At 71.3% G+C, this 19,178-nt stretch carries 16 protein-coding genes and 1 riboswitch; of the genes, 13 read left to right on the top strand and 3 right to left on the bottom strand.

The window, feature by feature from the left end:
- Positions 1-109 precede the first annotated feature (109 nt).
- Positions 110-859: a hypothetical protein gene (locus tag OHT77_RS19170; protein ID WP_328829724.1), complete on the bottom strand. Its 750-nt coding sequence runs from the start codon at positions 857-859 to the stop codon at positions 110-112.
- A 216-nt stretch (positions 860-1,075) separates the two neighbouring features.
- Positions 1,076-1,762, bottom strand: a complete 687-nt coding sequence (locus OHT77_RS19165; protein ID WP_328829723.1) for a hypothetical protein — start codon at positions 1,760-1,762, stop codon at positions 1,076-1,078.
- Positions 1,763-2,016: 254 nt separating this feature from the next.
- Between OHT77_RS19165 and OHT77_RS19160 the strand changes: the two genes are divergently transcribed.
- The 13 genes from OHT77_RS19160 (at position 2,017) to OHT77_RS19100 (ending at position 17,487) form a co-directional block, all read left to right on the top strand.
- A complete protein-coding gene (locus OHT77_RS19160) occupies positions 2,017-4,383 on the top strand; it encodes an N-6 DNA methylase (RefSeq protein WP_328829721.1) in 2,367 nt (788 codons plus the stop codon).
- Positions 4,384-4,629: 246 nt separating this feature from the next.
- Positions 4,630-5,259 (top strand): hypothetical protein, encoded by a 630-nt coding sequence (locus OHT77_RS19155; protein ID WP_328829720.1) that lies wholly within the window; start codon positions 4,630-4,632, stop codon positions 5,257-5,259.
- Between the two features lie 38 nt (positions 5,260-5,297).
- Positions 5,298-6,785 (top strand): serine/threonine-protein kinase, encoded by a 1,488-nt coding sequence (locus OHT77_RS19150; RefSeq protein ID WP_328834280.1) that lies wholly within the window; start codon positions 5,298-5,300, stop codon positions 6,783-6,785.
- A gap of 81 nt (positions 6,786-6,866) precedes the next feature.
- The gene (locus OHT77_RS19145) at positions 6,867-7,691 is read left to right on the top strand and encodes a glycoside hydrolase domain-containing protein (RefSeq protein WP_328829719.1); all 825 of its coding nucleotides are present in this window, start codon (positions 6,867-6,869) and stop codon (positions 7,689-7,691) included.
- Between the two features lie 155 nt (positions 7,692-7,846).
- Complete coding sequence (locus OHT77_RS19140; protein WP_328829718.1) at positions 7,847-8,494, top strand: SurA N-terminal domain-containing protein; 648 nt, start codon at positions 7,847-7,849, stop codon at positions 8,492-8,494.
- A gap of 172 nt (positions 8,495-8,666) precedes the next feature.
- Positions 8,667-9,671: a nucleoside triphosphate pyrophosphohydrolase gene (locus tag OHT77_RS19135; protein WP_443048059.1), complete on the top strand. Its 1,005-nt coding sequence runs from the start codon at positions 8,667-8,669 to the stop codon at positions 9,669-9,671.
- Between the two features lie 139 nt (positions 9,672-9,810).
- On the top strand, positions 9,811-11,127 hold the full coding sequence (locus OHT77_RS19130) for a cytochrome P450 family protein (protein WP_328829716.1): 1,317 nt from the start codon (positions 9,811-9,813) through the stop codon (positions 11,125-11,127).
- Positions 11,128-11,587: 460 nt separating this feature from the next.
- Positions 11,588-12,592 carry a transglycosylase family protein gene (locus OHT77_RS19125; RefSeq protein ID WP_328829714.1) on the top strand — a complete coding sequence of 335 codons (1,005 nt, stop codon included), beginning with the start codon at positions 11,588-11,590 and terminating at the stop codon, positions 12,590-12,592.
- A 193-nt stretch (positions 12,593-12,785) separates the two neighbouring features.
- Positions 12,786-12,954, top strand: a riboswitch (cyclic di-AMP (ydaO/yuaA leader).
- A gap of 3 nt (positions 12,955-12,957) precedes the next feature.
- The gene (locus OHT77_RS19120) at positions 12,958-13,659 is read left to right on the top strand and encodes a transglycosylase family protein (RefSeq protein ID WP_328829713.1); all 702 of its coding nucleotides are present in this window, start codon (positions 12,958-12,960) and stop codon (positions 13,657-13,659) included.
- Positions 13,660-13,990: 331 nt separating this feature from the next.
- Positions 13,991-15,277, top strand: coding sequence for a phosphopyruvate hydratase (eno, locus tag OHT77_RS19115; protein ID WP_328829712.1), 1,287 nt, complete (start codon positions 13,991-13,993; stop codon positions 15,275-15,277).
- Between the two features lie 99 nt (positions 15,278-15,376).
- The gene (locus OHT77_RS19110) at positions 15,377-15,853 is read left to right on the top strand and encodes an FtsB family cell division protein (RefSeq protein ID WP_328829711.1); all 477 of its coding nucleotides are present in this window, start codon (positions 15,377-15,379) and stop codon (positions 15,851-15,853) included.
- A 48-nt stretch (positions 15,854-15,901) separates the two neighbouring features.
- The gene (locus OHT77_RS19105) at positions 15,902-16,528 is read left to right on the top strand and encodes a DUF501 domain-containing protein (RefSeq protein ID WP_328829710.1); all 627 of its coding nucleotides are present in this window, start codon (positions 15,902-15,904) and stop codon (positions 16,526-16,528) included.
- Positions 16,525-17,487, top strand: coding sequence for a Ppx/GppA phosphatase family protein (locus tag OHT77_RS19100; protein ID WP_328829709.1), 963 nt, complete (start codon positions 16,525-16,527; stop codon positions 17,485-17,487). The genes OHT77_RS19105 and OHT77_RS19100 overlap by 4 nt, the downstream gene beginning before the upstream one ends.
- A gap of 22 nt (positions 17,488-17,509) precedes the next feature.
- Here the strand turns inward: OHT77_RS19100 and OHT77_RS19095 are convergent, their stop codons facing one another.
- Positions 17,510-18,511, bottom strand: a complete 1,002-nt coding sequence (locus OHT77_RS19095) for a zinc-binding dehydrogenase (RefSeq protein ID WP_328829708.1) — start codon at positions 18,509-18,511, stop codon at positions 17,510-17,512.
- Positions 18,512-19,178: the final 667 nt, after the last annotated feature.

Raw genomic sequence — 19,178 nt, 5'->3', positions numbered from 1 at the left:
GGGGTGGCGCGGTTGGACCGGAGCATGGTCGCGCCGTCCAGGTCGAGCCCACCGTGCGGCTACGGCACGCCCCGTGAACGTGCCGTAGCCACAGGCCTGTTGGGGCGAATCAGCCGTTCAGCGCGTCCAGGTCCAGGATCTTGCCCGCGGGCTTTTTCGCGGGGACGGGCTTCTCGTACTCGCCGAACGTGAGCGTGCCCGGGTCCTTGGCGGAGTGGCTGTCGATGCGCAGCACGTACGGCTTGCCCTGGGTCGCCACGTACAGCGTGTAGGAGTCCTTGCCGTCCTTCTCGTGCAGGATGATCGCCGGGGTGCCGTCGACGGTGGTCGTCCTGCCGCGCGTGGCATCGGAGTTGGCGTCCTTGGCGCTGCCGAGTACCGAGTTCAGATCGCAGAAGCTCGCGATGTCCTTGGCGTCCTTGCCCTTCGCGGACATCTTGGTCCACTTCCCGGCCATCATGGCGACGACCGCGTCGGTGTCCGCCTTGGACTCACCGTCGCTCTGCGCCCGCAGGAACGCCTCGTCGTACTTCATGTAGACGGTGTCGCCGGTCTTGATCAGGTCGGCCTTGCCCTTGCCGCCCATGCCCATCGTGCCGGCGCACTCGCCCTTCTTGTTCAGAGCCATGTCGATCATGATCGTGCCGCCGCTCTCGTCGTCGGGCACATCGCCCTTCATCCGCAGCGACGAGGCGCCGGTGGTGGCGGTCAGGGACCGGTCGGCGATCTGCCCACCGGTCAGCCCGGCGAACGGGCCCTTCGGCTTGCTGTCCGCCTTGTCCTCCCCGGGCAGACACCCGGAGAGTCCCGCGGCGGCCACGGTGGTGAGACAGAGAGCGGCAAGTGCGGTACGACGCATGGCAGTTCCTTGGGTGACGAGGTGTGAGGTGAGAGACGTGAAGTGAGAGACGTGCGGTGCGAAGTCGTGGGCGCGAGGTGCCGTCGGGCAGGCGAACGGAGCGCCGGTCCTGCCGATGTGGCGGTCGCGCGGGGTGTGTCGGAGAGAGGGGGCGGCGATGGCCGCTGAGGGAGCGGCGAGTGTGGCGGGCCCGGTCGGGTCGGGGCGACTCGAAGGTCAGGCCGTCTTCGTCCAGTCGTTGCAGCCGGCCGTCGTGAAGTAGGCGTCCTGGGTGCTGATCGTGACAACGGCCGTGCCGGTCACAGTGTCTTTCGCGAGGATCGAGTTCGGCCCGTGTTCGGCGTCCTTCGTGCGCTCCCAGTGGCAGCCGCCGTCCGTGTTGCCCGTGGACGTGTAGGGGCCGGGGGCGATGTCGACGCCGACCCGGAACATGCCGCCGTCGCCGGTCATCCGTGTCGCGGGGGAACCCTGCGCCTTCGCGCCGACGGCCGCCCAGGCCTTGCAGCCGCTGGACTTGAAGACCTTGTCGGTGGCCTTGACGGTGACGTAACCGGTGCCGCGCACATGGGCGTCGGCCAGCACCGAGTCCGTGTCCCCTGAGGTGTCCTCGGCCCGCTTCCAGTGGCACAGACCGTCGGTGTTGCCGCGGGAGCGGTACGTACCGGGCTCGATGTCCCTGCCGACCCGGAAGTCGCCGTCCCCATCGATCGAGACCTTTTTCCGCGTGGCGGCCTGCGGTGTGCCGGGGTCTTTCGTGCCGGTGGTGTCGTGCTCGGCGGACGCCGAGGAGCCCTCGGTGCCATGTCCCGAACTGCCGCCGCCGGCACTGGTGTTGGCGTTCGCCGACACGACCCCGATGACGACGACCCCCACGACGGCGCTCAGCGTGAGCCTGCCTGCCATCCCCATGGTTGTCCCCCCTCCCCGATGCGGCGACCGCCTCCCTCCGACGGTCGTTTGTTCGCTGGGTCAATAAGAGCAGAGACTGTGAACCGAGTCAACACGGTTCACGGGAAGTAGTGTGTACACGGCTGTGAAGGGGTAGATCTTGTTCGCGTCGGTATGCTCGGCGCCACAGACGAACGGCAGACGTAATCGAGGCGAGCGGGCGCGACGGCCGACGCGATGAGGTCGGTGTGGCGAGGGGAGTGGGGCGAGTGCAGGACAACGCGACAGAGGTGACCGCCGCCGGTATCGCACGGCTCGCCGGCGTCGGCCGTGCCGCCGTCAGCAACTGGCGCCGCCGTCACGCCGACTTCCCCAAGCCGGTCGGCGGCACCGAGACCAGCCCCTCCTTCGCCCTCGCGGACGTCGAGTCGTGGCTGCGTGAGCAGGGGAAACTCGCCGAAGTCCCGCTGCGTGAACGGGTCTGGCAGCAGCTCGTCGGCCACCCCGAGGGCCCGGTCACCGCGCTGGTGTACGCCGGCTGCGCCCTGCTGCTCATCCAGGAACGGCCCACCGTCTGGCTGGCCGCGAGCGCCGGTTCCGACGAGCGGTTGGCCGCGATGCTGCCGGGTGCGCTGGAGGGGGTGATCGTGCCGCGCTTCGGTGCGGCGCGTGGGCGTGGGCGCGGTGTTCACAGGGGGCGGGAGGTCGGCGGGACTGCGGCTGTGAACTCACCGGGTTCGGCGTCCGGCTCTGTGAACACTCCGGCGGAGGGGTCGGCTGCGGCGGCCGCGTCAGGCATGTCGGCCGTGAACTCCGCGAGCGCTGTGAACTCCGTGAGCGCCGTGAATGCCGTGAACACCGCGAACACGCAGACCGCCCCGAACACCCCGAGTGCCGTGAACACCCCGGCCGACCCGACAACACCCCCGGCCCCTGTGAACACCGCCCCCGCTGTGAACACACCCCCGGCCGCGAACAACACCCCCGCCGTCCCCACCCCCGCTGTCCCCACCCCCACCGGCCCCCAACTCCTCCCCACCGCCCCCCTCCTCCGCGGCGTCGCCGACCTCGCCGCCGAGCTGGGCACGCGGGAGACGTTCGAGTTCCTGCTCGGGCGGCATCTCGACGCGAACCCGCGGCAGTACACGCTCACCCCGCCCGAACTCGCCCGCCTCATGGCCGAGTTGGCGGGCCCTGCCGGTACCGTGCTCGACCCGGCGTGCGGCACCGGCACCCTGTTGGGCGCCGTCACCCCCCGCCCCGAGCAGCAGCTGTACGCCCAGGACAACGCCCCCGACCTCGCCGCGCTCACCGCGCTCAGGCTCGCCCTGCACGCGCAGGCCACCGTGCGCGCCACGGCCGGGGACACGCTGCGCGCCGACGCCTACCCGGAGCTGCGAGCCGACGTAGTCCTGTGCCATCCGCCGTTCAACGAGCGGAACTGGGGGCACGACGAACTCGCCTACGACCCCCGCTGGGAGTACGGCTTCCCGGCCCGCAACGAGTCCGAACTCGCCTGGGTGCAGCACGCGTTGGCCCGGCTGGCGGACGCCGGCACCGCCGTGCTGCTGATGCCGCCGGCCGCGGCGTCCCGGCGTTCCGGTCGCCGGATCCGCGCCGACCTGTTGCGGCGCGGGGCGCTGAAGGCGGTCGTGGCACTGCCGATCGGGGCCGCGCCGCCGTACAACATTCCGCTCCACCTGTGGGTGCTGCGGCGGCCGGAGCGGGTGCTGGGGCAGCCGGAGGTGCTGTTGGTGGACACCGGGCGGTTCGCCACCGAGGGGCGCGGCGGGCCGGACTGGCAGGCGGTGCGGGGCGCGGTGCTGGACGCCTGGCGGGCGTTCGACCGGGCGGGGCGGCTGGACGACGAGCCGGGGCTGGCGCGTTCCGTGCCGGTCATCGAACTCCTCGACGACGACGTCGACCTGGCCCCCGCCCGGCACCTCCCGCCCGCCACCGCGGCCGAGGGCGCCGACGAGCTGACGGCCGTGCGCGAGAGGCTCGGTGAGACGCTCCGGCTGACCGCCGACCTCACCCCGCCGCCCGTCGACCACACCAGCGACCCCGACCGGCCCACGCGCTGGCCGCTCACCACGATCGGTGAACTCGCGCGCGGGGGCGCCCTGGTGATGCGTACCGGCGGAAACGGTGGCCACGCGCGTGTGCCCGTTCTCACCGACCACGACGTCCTCGCCGGAACGACCCCTTCCGGCCTCCTCCCCGAGAGCGACGAGGAGGCCGTCCTCACGGAGGCGGGCGATGTCGTCGTCCCGGTGCTCGGCGGCGGCTCCATGGCGCGCGTGATCGACGACAGCACCGTGGGTGCCGTTCTGGGGCGCAGCCTGGTGCTGCTGCGGCCCGATCCGGCGGCGCTGGACCCGTGGTTCCTCGCCGGGTTCCTGCGGGGCACGGCCAACAACCGCCAGGCCAGCAGCTACGCCTCCACGGCGACCCGCCTCGACGTCCGCAGGCTCCAGCTGCCGCGCCTCCCCCTGGACGAACAGCGGCGCTACGGCGCCCGGTTCCGCGCCCTGGAGGACTTCGAGCGGGCGCTGCGCCAGGCGGGCCGGCTCGGCGAGCAGCTCGTGCGCGGGATGTACGACGGCCTGACGGACGGCACGGTCATGCCTGAGTAGGAGTTCCTGTGCGCCTCAGTAGAAGTGTGTACAGGTCTGAGTAGGAGTGCGCACCCGCCGGCACCTGCGGCGTAGTACGGAAGCGATCACTGTGTGGTCGGCACGACAACGGTTCGGTACAACCCGGGACCGCTTGTCGGTGTCGGCCTATACGCTCGAAGCGACAATCGGACGACCGGTGTTGCCCGTATCGCGGAGCGCACCGGCCGCGAACCCGTACGCCCTCCGAAGGCACCAGGAGCAGCCATGCAAGGCCACGGCTACCCGCAGCCGGCGAAGCCGCCGCCGCCCACCGGGGCGCTGGTCGTCGTGCGTGTGCTGCTCGTGGGGGTCTCGGTGTTCTCCATCGGGTTCCTGGCCTGGACGATGCTCCTGCGGCTGGCGATCGTGACCCGCAAATCGCTGGACTGGGGCCTGCTCGTGGCCGCGCTCGCGGCGGACGTGCTCAGCATCGTGCTGCTCGGCTCCGAGCCCGGCGAGGACGTCCACACCGCGGGCGGCTATCTGGGCCTCGCCCTGCTCCTGGGCACCCTGGTGGCGTCGATCGTGTACTACCTGGCGGCGGACATACGCCACTTCCAGCAGCTCAGGCAGGGCGCCTACGGCGGGCGTCCGTCGGCGGCGTACGGCTATCCGCAGCCCCCGTCGCCGTACATGGGGACGACGGTTCCGCAGCACACCCCGCCGCCGATGCCCCACATGCCCGTGCCGCAGCCGCACACCCCGCCCCCGATGCCGCACACGCCCGTGCCGCAGCCGCCGATGTCCACCCCGCCGCCGGGACAGCGCCCCACGCCCGCCCGGATCGACCAGGTGCGGGCCGAGCTCGACGAGCTGAGTGACTATCTCCGCAAGCACGACGAGGGCGGCAGGTGACCGTGACGGCAGGGCGTGTCGTCGCCGACCGGTACGAACTGTCCACGCTCATAGGGCAGGGCGGCATGGGCCAGGTCTGGACGGCCTACGACCGGCGGCTCGACCGGCGCGTGGCGGTGAAGCTGCTGCGCCCCGACAAGGTGGCGGGCCACGAGGCCGACGAGCTGCGCCGCCGCTTCGTGCGCGAGTGCCGGGTGACGGCCCAGGTCGACCACCCCGGCCTGGTCACGGTGCACGACGCGGGCAGCGAGGGCGAGGAGCTGTTCCTCGTCATGCAGTACATCGACGGCGCGGACCTCTCCGACCACCTCGCCGAGCAGGACCCGTACCCCTGGCAGTGGGCGGTCGCGGTCGCGGCCCAGCTGTGCGCCGTGCTGAGCGCCGTGCACGCCGTGCCGATCGTCCACCGCGACCTCAAGCCGCGCAACGTGATGGTGAAGCAGGACGGCACGGTCACCGTCCTCGACCTGGGCGTCGCCTCCGTCATGGACGCCGACACCACCCGCCTCACGCACACCGGCACCCCCATCGGATCGCCCGCCTACATGGCGCCCGAGCAGGCGATGGGCGGCGCGGTCGGCCCGTACACCGACCTGTACGCGCTCGGTGTGGTGCTGCACGAACTCCTCAGCGGGGACGTGCCGTTCGCGGGTTCCACGGCGCTCGGCGTGCTGCACCGCCACCTGTACGAGCCGCCGGTCCCCGTCCGCCGCATCCGCCCCGAGGTCCCCGAGCCGCTCGAGGCGCTCGTCCTGCGTCTGCTCGCCAAGGACCCGCAGCACCGGCCCGCCTCCGCGCAGGAGGTCTACGAGGACCTCGCGCTGCTGCTGCCCGCGCGCGGGATGCCCAGCGGGGCGCCGCTCGACCCCACCCGCCCGTTCCTGCGCCCGCACGCCCCCTGGCCGGACCGCGCCCGCACCCCCGCGCCGCAGCCCGCCCCGCTGGCCCCGCCCGCCGCCGAGAAGCGCGATGTCGCCGCCGCCGTCGACGAGGTCAAGCGGCTGCTCGGGGAGGGCCGGATCACGCAGGCCGTCGACATCCTGGGCGCGATCCTGCCCACGGCCGCCGAGCAGCACGGAGCGCACTCCCCGGTCGTCCGCACCCTGCGCAAGCAGTACGCGGCGACGCTCATGGACGACGGCCAGTACCGGCGCGCGCTGCCCGAACTGCGCCGCCTCGCCGACGAACGCGCCGCCGAGGCGGGCCCCTCCGACCCGCAGTCCCTGCGCTACCGCTACGAGGCCGCCCAGTGCCTGGAGTCGCTCGGCGACCCGGCGGCGGCCCTCACGGAGTACCGCGCGCTGCTGCCGTACTACGAGAACCAGTACGTCGCGGGCGACCCCGAACTCGCCCACGAGGTCCGCCGCCGGGTGGGTCATCTGCTGCTCGCCCTCGGCGACCGCGGCGCGGCCCACGAGACGCTCGCCCGCCTCCTGGTCGACGTCGAACGCAGGCAGGGCCCCGGGCACCCGCTCGCGGCGGACATCCGGCGGACGCTGCAGTGGCTGGGGCAGGTGCGGGGCTAGCGCGGACGACGGCTAGATTTGGCCGGCACGCGCGCGTAGCGGGCGATTTCGAGCACATACACACCAGGGGTGGGGTTTTCCATGTCCAACCATCGGCAGTCCAGGAAGCGCAGATACATCACCTGGGGCGTCGCCGGTGCCGCCGTCGTCGCCGGAGGCGGTATCGCCGCCCAGACCTCGATGGCCGCCACCGTCTGGCCCGCCCAGAAGACCTACACCGGCCGCGCCTTCGACACCTGCGCCGCACCCTCCCTCGCCGCGATGAAGGCCTGGCACGGCGGCCTCTACGGCGCCGCCGCCGTCTACATCGGCGGCAAGAACCGCGGCTGCAGCCAGCCCAACCTCACCGCCTCCTGGGTCAAGTCCCTCACCACGGTCGGCTGGAAGTTCATCCCCCTCTACGTCGGCTCGCAGCCGTCCTGCGGCTCGGGCGGCTCGGTGAAGATCAGCGCCTCCACGGCCTCGGCCGTCGGCAAGTCCGAGGCGGACGACGCGGTGACCAAGGCGAAGGCCCTCGGGATCAAGGCCGGCAGCCCGATCTACCTGGACATGGAGTCGTACGACATCACGAACACGGCCTGCAACAACGCCGTGTTGACGTACGTGCGCGCCTTCGACAAGGAGCTGCACGCCAAGATCTACCGCTCCGGCTACTACGGCTTCAGCAGCTCCAGCGCCAAGGCGATCGCGACCGCGACCAACAAGACGGACCTGCCGGGCAACCTCTGGTACGCGCTGTGGGACAAGACGAACACCACCACCTCGGACTGGCCGTGGGGCTCCACCCAGTTCACCAACCACAGCCGCGCGCACCAGTACATGGTCAACAGCAAGGAGACGCGCGGCGGTTACACGATCACCGTGGACCGCGACGCCTGGGACGCCCCGGTCGCCATCACCGGCTGACCGCGGGGGAGCCCGTGGAGCCCGCGAGGGCGCGGCGGTGCCCGAAGTCCTGGTGAATCGTTGGTCGAATGGGTTGGCCACAGCCGACCCACTGCCTAACATCGATCACCGCAAGACTTTGTGCACCGTCGCACAATCTCCAACGGGAGGTTCCCTTGCACCGCCGCCGTCGCACCGCGCTCGTCCTCACCGCCGTGATCGCCGCCGCGGCCCCCGCACTGACCGCCTGCGGAAGCGATGCGCACCCAGGCGCCGCGGCCGTCGTGGGCGGCCAGCGCATCACCGTCGCGCAGCTGCAGAACCGGGTCAACGAGGTGCGCACGGCCCAGCGGGCGGCCGTCCAGAACCAGGCGCAGTACGAGCGGGCCGTCGCCACCACCGGCGGCCTCACCCGCGAGACGCTCTACGGCATGGTCTTCGACCAGGTCGTCCACCGTGCCGCGCAGGACGCCGGGGTCACCGTCACCCGCAAGGACATCCAGGACATGCGGGCCGGCCTCGCCCAGCAGGCGGGCGGCTCCAAGGCCCTGGAGGCGACGTGGCTCGCCCAGTACGGCGTCCCGCCGCAGCGCCTCGACGAGAACCTCCGCCTCCAGGTGGAGGGCCGCAAGCTCGCCGCGAAACTCGGCACCGACACCAACCAGCCCGCCTTCTGGAAGGCGCTCTCCACGGCCTCCAAGGAACTCCACGTCGACGTCAACCCGCGCTACGGCACGTGGGACGTGGAGAAGAGCAGCCGGGTGGACGCGAAGACGCCGTGGGTACGCGAGGTCACGGCGAAGCAGACGCAGCAGTCGGCGTAAGGGCCGTAAGGGGCGTAACGGTACGGCGGCCCGGCGGGCCGGGGCTCACGGGCCGGCCCGTGAGCAACACCGGGAGCCGATGCGTGGCGACCTGTGGACAACACCCGGGGCCGGTGCACGGCGGCCTGTGGATAACTCCGGGGCTGTCGGCGACGTGGGTTACGTTCGGTGGGTGAACGCAACCAGCCCCGCCTTCGACGGCACCCCGGTCCCCGCCCCCGGCCGCATCGTCCTGCTCACCACCAGCCACCGCGTCGCCCCCGGCCTGCTGTCCTGGCCCGCGTGGCAGGCGCTGCGCGACGCGGACCAGGTGCTGTGCGCGGACGGTGCGCACCCACAGCTGCCGTATCTGAGCGAGGCCGGGATAGCCGTCGTCGAGGCGTCCCCGACCGCCGAGGAACTGGTCGACGCCTGCGCGGGCGGCGCCACGGTGGTGGTCGTCGCCACGGGTGAGGGCGAGCCCGCCCTCACCGACGGCCTGGCCCGCCTCGCCGGCTCCGGCCGCATCCAGATGCCGGACCTGGAACTGCTCCCCGCCTCCTACGACCTTCCCGGCGCCCGCCTCCTCGACCTCGTCCAGGTCATGGACCGCATCCGCCTCGAGTGCCCCTGGTCGTCGCAGCAGACACACAAGGGCCTGGCGAAGTACGGCATCGAGGAGGCGTACGAACTCGTCGAGGCGATCGAGGAGGGCGACCGCGACGAACTGCGCGAGGAGCTCGGCGACGTCCTCCTCCAGGTCGTCTTCCACGCCCGCATCGCCGAGGAGGACCCCGAGACCCCCTTCTCCATCGACGACGTGGCCGCCGGCATCGTCACCAAGCTGATCCACCGCCACCCCCACGTCTTCGGCGACGAGACGGCCTCGACTCCCGAGGAGGTGAAGGCCCATTGGCTCCGGACCAAGGCGGAGGAGAAGCAGCGCACCTCCATCACCGAGGGCATCCCCATGGGCCAGCCCGGCCTCGCCCTCGCATCGAAGCTCGCATCACGCGTACGGACGGCGGGACTTGAGGTGCCGTTGCCTGTCGCGGACGGCGGCATCGGCTACGAACTGCTGGCACTGGCCGTACGAGCGGAGGCGGCCGGGGTCGACCCGGAGGCGGCGCTGCGGGCGGCGGGACGGGCTTATCGGGATGCGATCAGGGCAGTGGAGGGGAGCGCGGCCGGGCGGTGAAGCGGCGGCGTGTGAAGTAGGCCGGGGGAGGCTGGTTCGGTGCGGCGGCCAAGCGCTGGTAGCGCAGAGCCGCTGACATGAGGCACCCCATCGCCCTGGCCGTCGCGGAGCGTCCCGGCACCCCGGATACCGTCAAGGAGTGACAGACCAGCCGCACCCCCACCACCCCGCCCCCGAACTCTTCACCTGGGAGTTCGCCACCAACCCCTACCCCGCCTACGCCTGGCTCCGTGAGCACGAGCCTGTGCACAGGACGCGGTTGCCCAGTGGTGTGGAGGCGTGGCTGGTCACTCGTTACGCCGATGCCAAGCAGGCGCTCGCCGACCCGCGGCTCTCGAAGAACCCCGCGCACCATGACGAACCGGCGCACGCGAAGGGCAAGACCGGTATCCCCGGTGAGCGCAAGGCCGAGTTGATGACGCATCTGCTGAACATCGACCCGCCGGACCACACGCGGTTGCGACGGCTGGTCAGCAAGGCGTTCACACCCCGGCGGGTGGCCGAATTCGCGCCCCGGGTGCAGGAGTTGACGAACGATCTCATCGACCGGTTCGCCGCGGAGGGCTCCGCCGATCTCATCCACGACTTCGCGTTCCCGCTCCCCATCTACGCCATCTGCGATCTCCTCGGCGTACCCCGCGAGGACCAGGACGACTTCCGCGACTGGGCGGGCATGATGATCCGGCACGGCGGCGGCCCGCGCGGCGGAGTCGCCCGGTCGGTCAAGAAGATGCGCGCCTACCTCGCCGACCTCATCCACCGCAAGCGCGAGGCCCTCTCCGACGCCCCCGACCCGCTCCCCGGCGCGAACCTCTCCGACACCCCCGTCTCCACCCCCACCGAAGACCTCCTCTCCGGCCTCATCCGCGCCTCCGACCAGGGCGAGCACCTCACCGAGAACGAGGCCGCGGCGATGGCCTTCATCCTGCTGTTCGCCGGGTTCGAGACGACCGTCAATCTCATCGGCAACGGCACGTACGCCCTCCTCACCCACCCCGAGCAGCGCGCCCGCCTGGAGAAGTCCCTGGCCGCGGGGGAGCACGGCCTTCTCGAGACCGGCGTGGAGGAACTCCTGCGCTACGACGGCCCGGTGGAGCTGGCCACCTGGCGGTTCGCCACGCAGCCCCTCACCCTCGGCGGGAAGGACATCGCGGCCGGCGACCCCGTGCTGGTCGTGCTCGCCGCCGCGGACCGTGATCCGGAGCGGTTCGCCGACCCGGACGTCCTCGACCTCGGACGGCGTGACAATCAACACCTCGGTTACGGCCACGGGATCCATTACTGCCTCGGCGCCCCGCTCGCCCGCCTGGAGGGCCAGACCGCGCTGGCCACCCTCCTCACCCGCCTCCCCGACCTCCAACTCGCCGGAAACCCGGCCGACTTGCGCTGGCGCGGCGGGCTCATCATGCGCGGACTGCGCACCCTGCCAGTGGAGTTCACCCCGGAACGCCGCTGAACGGACGGACGGTCGTCAGACCCCGCGACCCGCCCCCGAACCCAGCCCACCCGTGAACCCGACCCACCAACCGGCCCACCCCCGAACCCGGCCCACCAACAAGTCGTCCCGCCCCCTCAACCCGCCCCCCCACCCAGCGACCCCGCCCCGCCAACTCGCCCTCCCCACCCAGTCATCCGGCCCCTCCAACTCGCCCTCCCAGCCAGCCACCCCGCCCCACCAACCCCACCTCCCCACCCACACACCCCACCCCGCGAATCCACCCCCCTGAACCCGTCACCCCGCCCCCTAAACCCGAAAGTGACACTTCTTCAACTCTGTGATCTTCACGTGATCTCCGTGGCATTAACTTGTGACAAGTGATCGACTGTGGATACGTTCACCTACCAGCGCGGCGACCCGTACGACCTCAACCCCCCTCCGCCGCGCGGTCCCCCGCTGTCACGCGAAAGGCCTCCGCATGCTCTCCGGGAACGGTCGTCACCGTCGCCCCCGTCAGGCTCCGGCTCTGCTCGTCGCGGCCGGGGTGACCGGCTCCGCCATCGCGATCCCGCTGCTCGGCGCCGCTTCAGCGAACGCCGCCGACGGCACCACCTGGGACAAGGTGGCCAACTGCGAGAGCGGCGGCTCCTGGAGCGAGAACAGCGGCAACGCCTACTACGGCGGGCTGCAGATGTCCCTGGACGACTGGGACAAGTACGGCGGCCTCGACTACGCCCCGAGCCCCGACCTGGCCAGCCGCTCGCAGCAGATAGCCGTCGCCGAGAAGATCCTCGACGCCGAGGGCACCACCCCGTGGCTCACCTGCGCGCTGCTCTCCGGCCTCACCACGAACTCGGGTTCGACGGACGTCGACACCGGCGTCGCGAGTGACTCCCCGTCGGCCGGTGCGACGGACTCCACCGGTTCCTCCGGCTCTTCGGACTCCTCCGGCTCCTCGGACACGTCCGCCTCGTCCGGCCTGTCCGATTCCGGCACCACGGATTCATCGTCGTCCGGTTCGTCCGACTCCTCGGTGAGCCCCTCGCCCACCGCGACGGACAACTCGACCAACTCCACCAAGTCCGACAAGTCCACCACTCCTTCGAAGCGTGGCACCCCGGTCGAGGCCTCTCCGAAACTCGACGAATCGGACAACTCGGCCCAGGCGGCGGGTAAATCGAGCCTCGTCGACACCGGAGCGCTCGATGACACGAGCGGCGCGGGTGAGAGCGGCGGTGTGAGCGGTGGGACCGAGCAGCAGAGTGTCGGGAAGCATCGCGGGGCGAGTGCCGAGGAGAGCGTGACACCGCAGACGTACACCGTCCGCGCCGGCGACTCCCTCGCGTCCATCGCCGACTCCCTTGGCTTCGACGGCGGATGGCGTGCGCTCTACGCCGAGAACAAAAAGGTGATAGGCGCCGATCCGACCCGGATCGCCGCCGGTCAGACGCTGGACGTCGGGACGGAAACGGGCGGAAAGTAGCAGGAAAACAGCGGGAGTTCACGTCACGCTTCGCGCTGAATGTCCGGTTTGGTGAAAGTGTGGGATGAGTCTCAGAAGCCCTGATCGTCTTTGAATTCCCACGGATTCTCTGTCTACGGTCAAGGCCGCTCGTCACCACGAGCATCCGGTTGCCGCAACGCCGAGTCCTGCCAGCGGCCTCCGGGAACAGTCGTCGCGTAAAGCGCCGTAGGCAGGAGCGGGGGACCCAAGGTAAGTGCCGGGCCCGGCAGTTGATGCCGGGTGCGGCTCGGGGTGAAGTCGTGCGCCGAGAGGTGCGCGGCCGGGCAACTCACACGGCCCGAACCCGACAGCTCACCTCGCAGGCGTCGGTGAGGGGATCTTCCATGCTGCTTTCCGGCAAGGGCAAGCACCGCCGCCCGTCCAAGGCCACCCGCGTCGCCACGCTCGCCGGCGTCACCGGTGTCGCCATCGCCGCCCCGCTCATGGCGACGGGCAATGCCTCCGCCGCGACCGCCTCCGAGTGGGACGCCGTCGCCAGCTGCGAGTCCGGCGGCAACTGGTCCATCAACACCGGCAACGGTTACTACGGCGGTCTCCAGTTCTCCGCCTCCACCTGGGCCGCGTACGGCGGCACCGCCTACGCCTCCACCGCGAACCAGGCCTCCAAGTCCCAGCAGATAGCCATCGGCGAGAAGGTCCTCGCCGCCCAGGGCAAGGGCGCCTGGCCCACCTGCGGCACCGGCCTGTCGGGCGCCGCCTACTCCGGCGGCAGCTCCTCCAGCTCCAGCGGCTCCAACAGCGGCAGCTCCTCGAGCAGCAGCTCCACCAGCGAGCGCTCCAGCAGCGACACCACCGCCTCCCGCTCCGCCGAGCGTCCGGCCGCGAAGAAGACCGTCACCACCCCGACCGGCAAGAAGGTCAAGAAGGGTGACGGCGAGTACAAGGTCGTCAAGGGCGACAGCCTCAGCTCCATCGCCGAGAAGCACAAGGTGAAGGGCGGCTGGCAGCAGCTGTTCAAGCTGAACAAGGACATCATCGACGACGCCGACTTCATCTTCCCGGGCCAGCAGCTCCACCTGAAGTGACCTACGCGGCTCGTAGCTGAACCACAGCCCCCTCATATCCGCGGTGTCCATCATGAAGACCCCGTGAGGGTCACCCCCGTCCCCCACGGGCTCCCCGCTCCGGTGCGTGTTCCCCCGTACGCACCGGGGCGGGGCTTTTTGCGTCCCGGGCCCGCCGCCCCCGTCGGCATGCCCGCCGCTTGCCGGGACTTTTTGTTCCGTTCGGAAACAATTTACTCTCGGTTCTGTCCATCAGGCGGCCGACCGGATGGCCAATCGCCCTGAGCCGGTTAGGCTCGTCTCGCAGAGCCGCTGCGGTGCTGCCGTAGCCGCGTCAGATCCCAAGAAGGAGATGCTCGTGCCGTCCATCGACGTCGTCGTAGCCCGGGAAATCCTGGACTCCCGAGGCAACCCCACGGTCGAGGTCGAGGTCGGCCTCGACGACGGCAGCACGGGTCGTGCCGCCGTTCCGTCCGGCGCCTCCACGGGTGCCTTCGAAGCCATCGAGCTGCGTGACGGTGACCCCAACCGCTACGGCGGCAAGGGTGTCGAGAAGGCCGTCCTCGCCGTCATCGAGCAGATCGGCCCGGAGCTCGTCGGCTACGACGCCACCGAGCAGCGCCTGATCGACCAGGCCATGTTCGACCTGGACGCCACCGACAACAAGGGCTCGCTCGGCGCCAACGCCATCCTCGGCGTCTCCCTCGCCGTCGCGCACGCCGCGTCCGAGGCCAGCGACCTCCCCCTCTTCCGCTACCTCGGCGGTCCGAACGCGCACCTGCTGCCCGTTCCGATGATGAACATCCTGAACGGCGGCTCGCACGCCGACTCCAACGTGGACATCCAGGAGTTCATGATCGCCCCGATCGGCGCGGAGTCCTTCTCCGAGGCGCTGCGCTGGGGCGCCGAGGTCTACCACACCCTCAAGAAGGTGCTGAAGACCAAGGGCCTGTCCACCGGCCTCGGCGACGAGGGCGGCTTCGCCCCGAACCTGGAGTCCAACCGCGCCGCCCTCGACCTCATCATCGAGGCCATCAAGCAGGCCGGTTACATCCCCGGCGAGCAGATCGGGCTCGCGCTCGACGTCGCCGCGTCCGAGTTCTACAAGGACGGCAAGTACGAGTTCGAGGGCAAGTCCCGCTCGGCCGCCGAGATGACCGAGTACTACGAGGAGCTCGTCTCCGCGTACCCGCTCGTCTCCATCGAGGACCCGCTGTACGAGGACGACTGGGCCGGCTGGAAGGTCATCACCGACCGCCTCGGCGAGAAGGTCCAGATCGTCGGCGACGACCTCTTCGTCACCAACCCCGAGCGCCTCGCGCGCGGCATCGAGGAGGGCACCGCCAACGCCCTGCTCGTCAAGGTGAACCAGATCGGCTCGCTGACCGAGACCCTGGACGCCGTCGAGATGGCCCAGCGCAACGGCTTCAAGTGCATGATGTCCCACCGCTCCGGCGAGACCGAGGACGTCACCATCGCCGACCTCGCCGTCGCGGTGAACTGCGGCCAGATCAAGACCGGCGCCCCGGCCCGCTCGGACCGCGTCGCCAAGTACAACCAGCTGCTCCGCATCGAGGAGATCCTCGACGACGCCGCCGAGTACGCGGGCCGCAGCGCGTTCCCCCGCTTCAAGGGCTGAGCCGTAAAGGGCCAAGCCTTAGCCAGTCGTACGTACGTCCCCGCACCCGGTCCCGTACCGTGTGCGGGGACGTACGCACGTGTGAAGGGGAGGCGGGACATGGCCGCGACGGACCGGGACCGGTTCTCCACCGCGACCAGGCTCAAGCTGCTCGGCGAGCAGACGGCGGCCCGTGTCTACCGTTCCCAGACCAAGCGGCAGGCCCGCCGCTCCCGGCTCACCGGCCGGGCGGCCCTCCTCGCCCTGGTCCTGTGCTCCCTGATCGTGGCGCTGGCGTACCCGATAAGGCAGTACGTCTCCCAGCGCGCCGAGATCTCCGATCTGCAGCGGCAGCAGGACCAGGCCCGGCAGCGCGTCGAGCAGCTGCGCGACCTCAAGGCGCGCTGGCAGGACGACTCGTACGCGGAACAGCAGATCCGGCAGCGGCTGCACTACGTGATGCCCGGGGAGACCGGTTACATCGTGATCGACCCGGACGCGGCGAAGCAGTCGCGCGCCGAACTGGGGGCGGCCGACCGTCCCTGGTACGCGAACGTGTGGGACGGCGTCGACAAGTCCGACGCGTCCGACCAGTGAGCACCACCAGCGAGAACTGACCCATAGAAAGACGTCCTGAAGACAGTCATGGAAACGCCCCCGCCGCCCACCCCGCGCACCGAGCCCACCGACGCCGACGTCGAGGCCTTCAAGCAGCAGCTCGGGCGTCCGCCGCGCGGGCTGCGCGCGATCGCGCACCGTTGCCCGTGCGGTCAGCCGGACGTGGTGGAGACGGCCCCCCGCCTCCCCGACGGCACCCCCTTCCCGACGACGTACTACCTCACGTGCCCGCGCGCCGCCTCGGCGATCGGCACCCTGGAGGCGAACGGCGTGATGAAGGAGATGACGGCCCGTCTGGAGACGGACCCCGAACTCGCCGCCGCGTACCGCGCCGCGCACGAGGACTACATCGCGCGCCGCGACGCCATCGAGGTCCTGGAGGGCTTCCCGAGCGCGGGCGGCATGCCGGACCGCGTGAAGTGCCTGCACGTCCTGGTGGGCCACTCCCTGGCCGCGGGGCCGGGCGTCAACCCGCTGGGCGACGAGGCGATCGCGATGCTGCCGGAGTGGTGGGCGAAGGGCCCGTGCGTGAGCGTGCCCGGGGTGCCTTCCGCCGGCGAGGGCCGGCAGACGGACACGACCGAGGACGGCACGGGCCACTTCGCGTTCGAGCCCGTCGAGAAGCCCGCCGAGGCGAAGGAGGACGACCAGTGACCCGTGTCGCCGCCGTCGACTGCGGTACGAACTCGATCCGCCTCCTCGTCGCCGACGTCGACCCGGCGACGGGTCAACTGGTCGACCTGGACCGGCGGATGACGATCGTCCGGCTCGGCCAGGGCGTGGACAAGACCGGCCGGCTGGCCCCCGAGGCGCTGGAGCGCACGTTCGCGGCCTGCCGTGACTACGCGGCGATCATCAAGGAACTCGGCGCCGAACGCCTCCGCTTCGTCGCCACGTCCGCCTCCCGCGACGCCTCGAACCGCGACGACTTCGTCCGCGGGGTGCTGGACATCCTCGGCGTCGAACCCGAGGTCGTCACCGGCGACGAGGAGGCGGAGCTCTCCTTCACCGGCGCGACCAGGGAACTGACGGGCCGTGACGACCTCGCCACGCCCTACCTGGTGGTGGACATCGGCGGCGGCTCGACGGAGTTCGTGGTCGGCGACGACGCCGTCCGCGCGGGCCGTTCCGTGAACATCGGCTGCGTCCGCATGACCGAGCGCCACCTGGTCCGCGACGGCAAGGTCACCGACCCGCCCACCCCGGACCAGATCACGGCGATGCGCGCGGACATCGAGGCCGCCCTCGAGCTCGCCGAGGAGACGGTCCCGCTCCGCGAGGCCCGCACTCTGGTCGGCCTGGCCGGTTCGGTCACCACGGTCTCGGCCATCGCGCAGGACCTCCCCGCGTACGACACGGAGGCCATTCACCACTCCCGCGTCTCCTACGACCGCGTCCGCGAGATCACGGAGTCCCTGCTCCGCTCCACCCACGCCGAACGCGCCGCCATCCCCTCCATGCACCCCGGCCGCGTCGATGTCATCGGCGCGGGCGCCCTCGTCCTCCTCTCGATCATGGAGCGGGTCGGGGCGAGCGAGGTCGTGGTGAGCGAGCACGACATCCTGGACGGGATCGCCTTCAAGGCGGCCGAAGAGGCAGAGGCGGGCAAGTAGCGCGGCAGGGCGAGGCAGGGGGTCAGCGCCGGACGCGGACCACCAACTTGCCGGTGGCGCGGTCGTGTTCCATGTCGTCGTGGGCCCGCGCCACCTCCTCCAGGCCGTCGTAGACCCGGTCCACGGGGAAGGCGAGCCGACCGGCGGCGACGGCGTCCAGGATCTCCTGGAAGACGGCCGGCGGCAGGTCGCTCGCATCGCCGAAGTAGCCCGCGAGCCGCACGCCCCTCGGCAGGTACTCGTTCGGGGCGAAGTCCCGCACCGTCCACTGGTTGGAGAGGCTGCCGCCGAAGCAGCCCGTGCCGTGGACGCGGACCGCGCGCAGGGTGTCGGGGAGCGTCGGGGTGCCGACGAGGTCGAGGGCCGCGTCGACACCGTCCGGGTACAACTCCCGTACGGCGGGCGCCACTTCGCCGGTGTCGAGCAGCGAGTGGTCGACACCGTGCTCCTTGAGCGCGGCGAGGCGGTCGGGGCGGCGGGTGGTGGCCAGCACCGTGGCACCGCGCCAGCGGGCGAGCGCGGCGGCGGCGAGGCCCACGGAGGAGGTGCCGCCGCGGATCAGTACGGACTGCCCCGGCTGCAGATCAAGGCCGACGGTGAGCGAGCCGTACGCGGTCTGCACCATCTCCGGCAGCGCGCCCAGCACCTCCCAGGGCAGCTCGGTCTCCACGGGGATCACCTGCGCCAGCGGCACCGACGTGTACTCCGCGTACCCGCCGTCGTAGGTCCGCCCCATGTCTCCCATCATCGCGACGACCTTCTGCCCCCGCGCCAGCCCGCTCCCGTCCGGCGCCGCGTCGACGGTCCCGGCGGCCTCGATCCCCGGCACCCGGGGAAAGCTGACGCCCTCACTCACCCCCAGCCGCAGCTTCAACTCCGACCGGTTGACCCCGAACGCCTCGACCCGGATCCGCACCCACCCCTCCCGCTCGGCGGGCAACGGAAGCGTGATCAGCCGCAGGTTCTCCACGGGCCCGGGTGCGGACAGCCGGACGGCGCGCATGGTGATCGGCGAGGAGGTCATGGGCGTGCCTTCTTCCCAGGGGGAGGGGACCCGGTCGGCCCTGCACAACGTGCGAGGCCCGCGGCTTCATTCCCGACTCGGCCTGGAATCACGGCTGTTGACGTAGGGGTGGGACAGGAGCCGCCCTCAGGAGCCGGTTGCCGACACCGAGGGCGTCGAGCGCGAGCAGGTCGGCATGACGTTCGGGTGGCGGCCGGTTGCGGGGGTGTGCTGGGGCTTCGCCGGGCCGGGGGCGAGGCAGGCGTGCGGGCGGCGCCAGTACGTCGGCCCGAAAACCGTCCGCGCAGTCACGCGGGACGGGGACGGTCTCCTCGCCGAGCAGCACGGGCCGGCCGTCCGACCGGGACGGCGAGGGTGTCGTCGTAGGCGACCGCCGGGAGGAGGCAGCCGGTCGTCGTGGGCGACCGCTTGGAGGAGGCAGCCGCGCATGAGCCGGGACCGCTCGCGCGGAAGACCGGCCGGTCCTAGGGCGGCACGAAGGCGTGGCGGCGCGCGATCCGGCGGAGTTCCGCGCAGCCGGGCCGCTCCAGCGGTGGACCGTCGGCAATGCAAGGCGGCGTCGGCGGTCGATGGCACACCGCCGCCCGCTCGCCGTCCGCGCACCCGGGGGCGCGCGGGCGCCGGGGCGGCCCGATTCGGCCGGGTCTCAGGGCGAGACCCGCGCGCG

This window comes from Streptomyces sp. NBC_00252 (genome assembly GCF_036187565.1).
Taxonomy (GTDB): Bacteria; Actinomycetota; Actinomycetes; order Streptomycetales; family Streptomycetaceae; genus Streptomyces.
The sequence above is the reverse complement of the archived record's forward strand: the minus strand, read 5'-3'. Positions and strand labels throughout refer to the sequence as shown.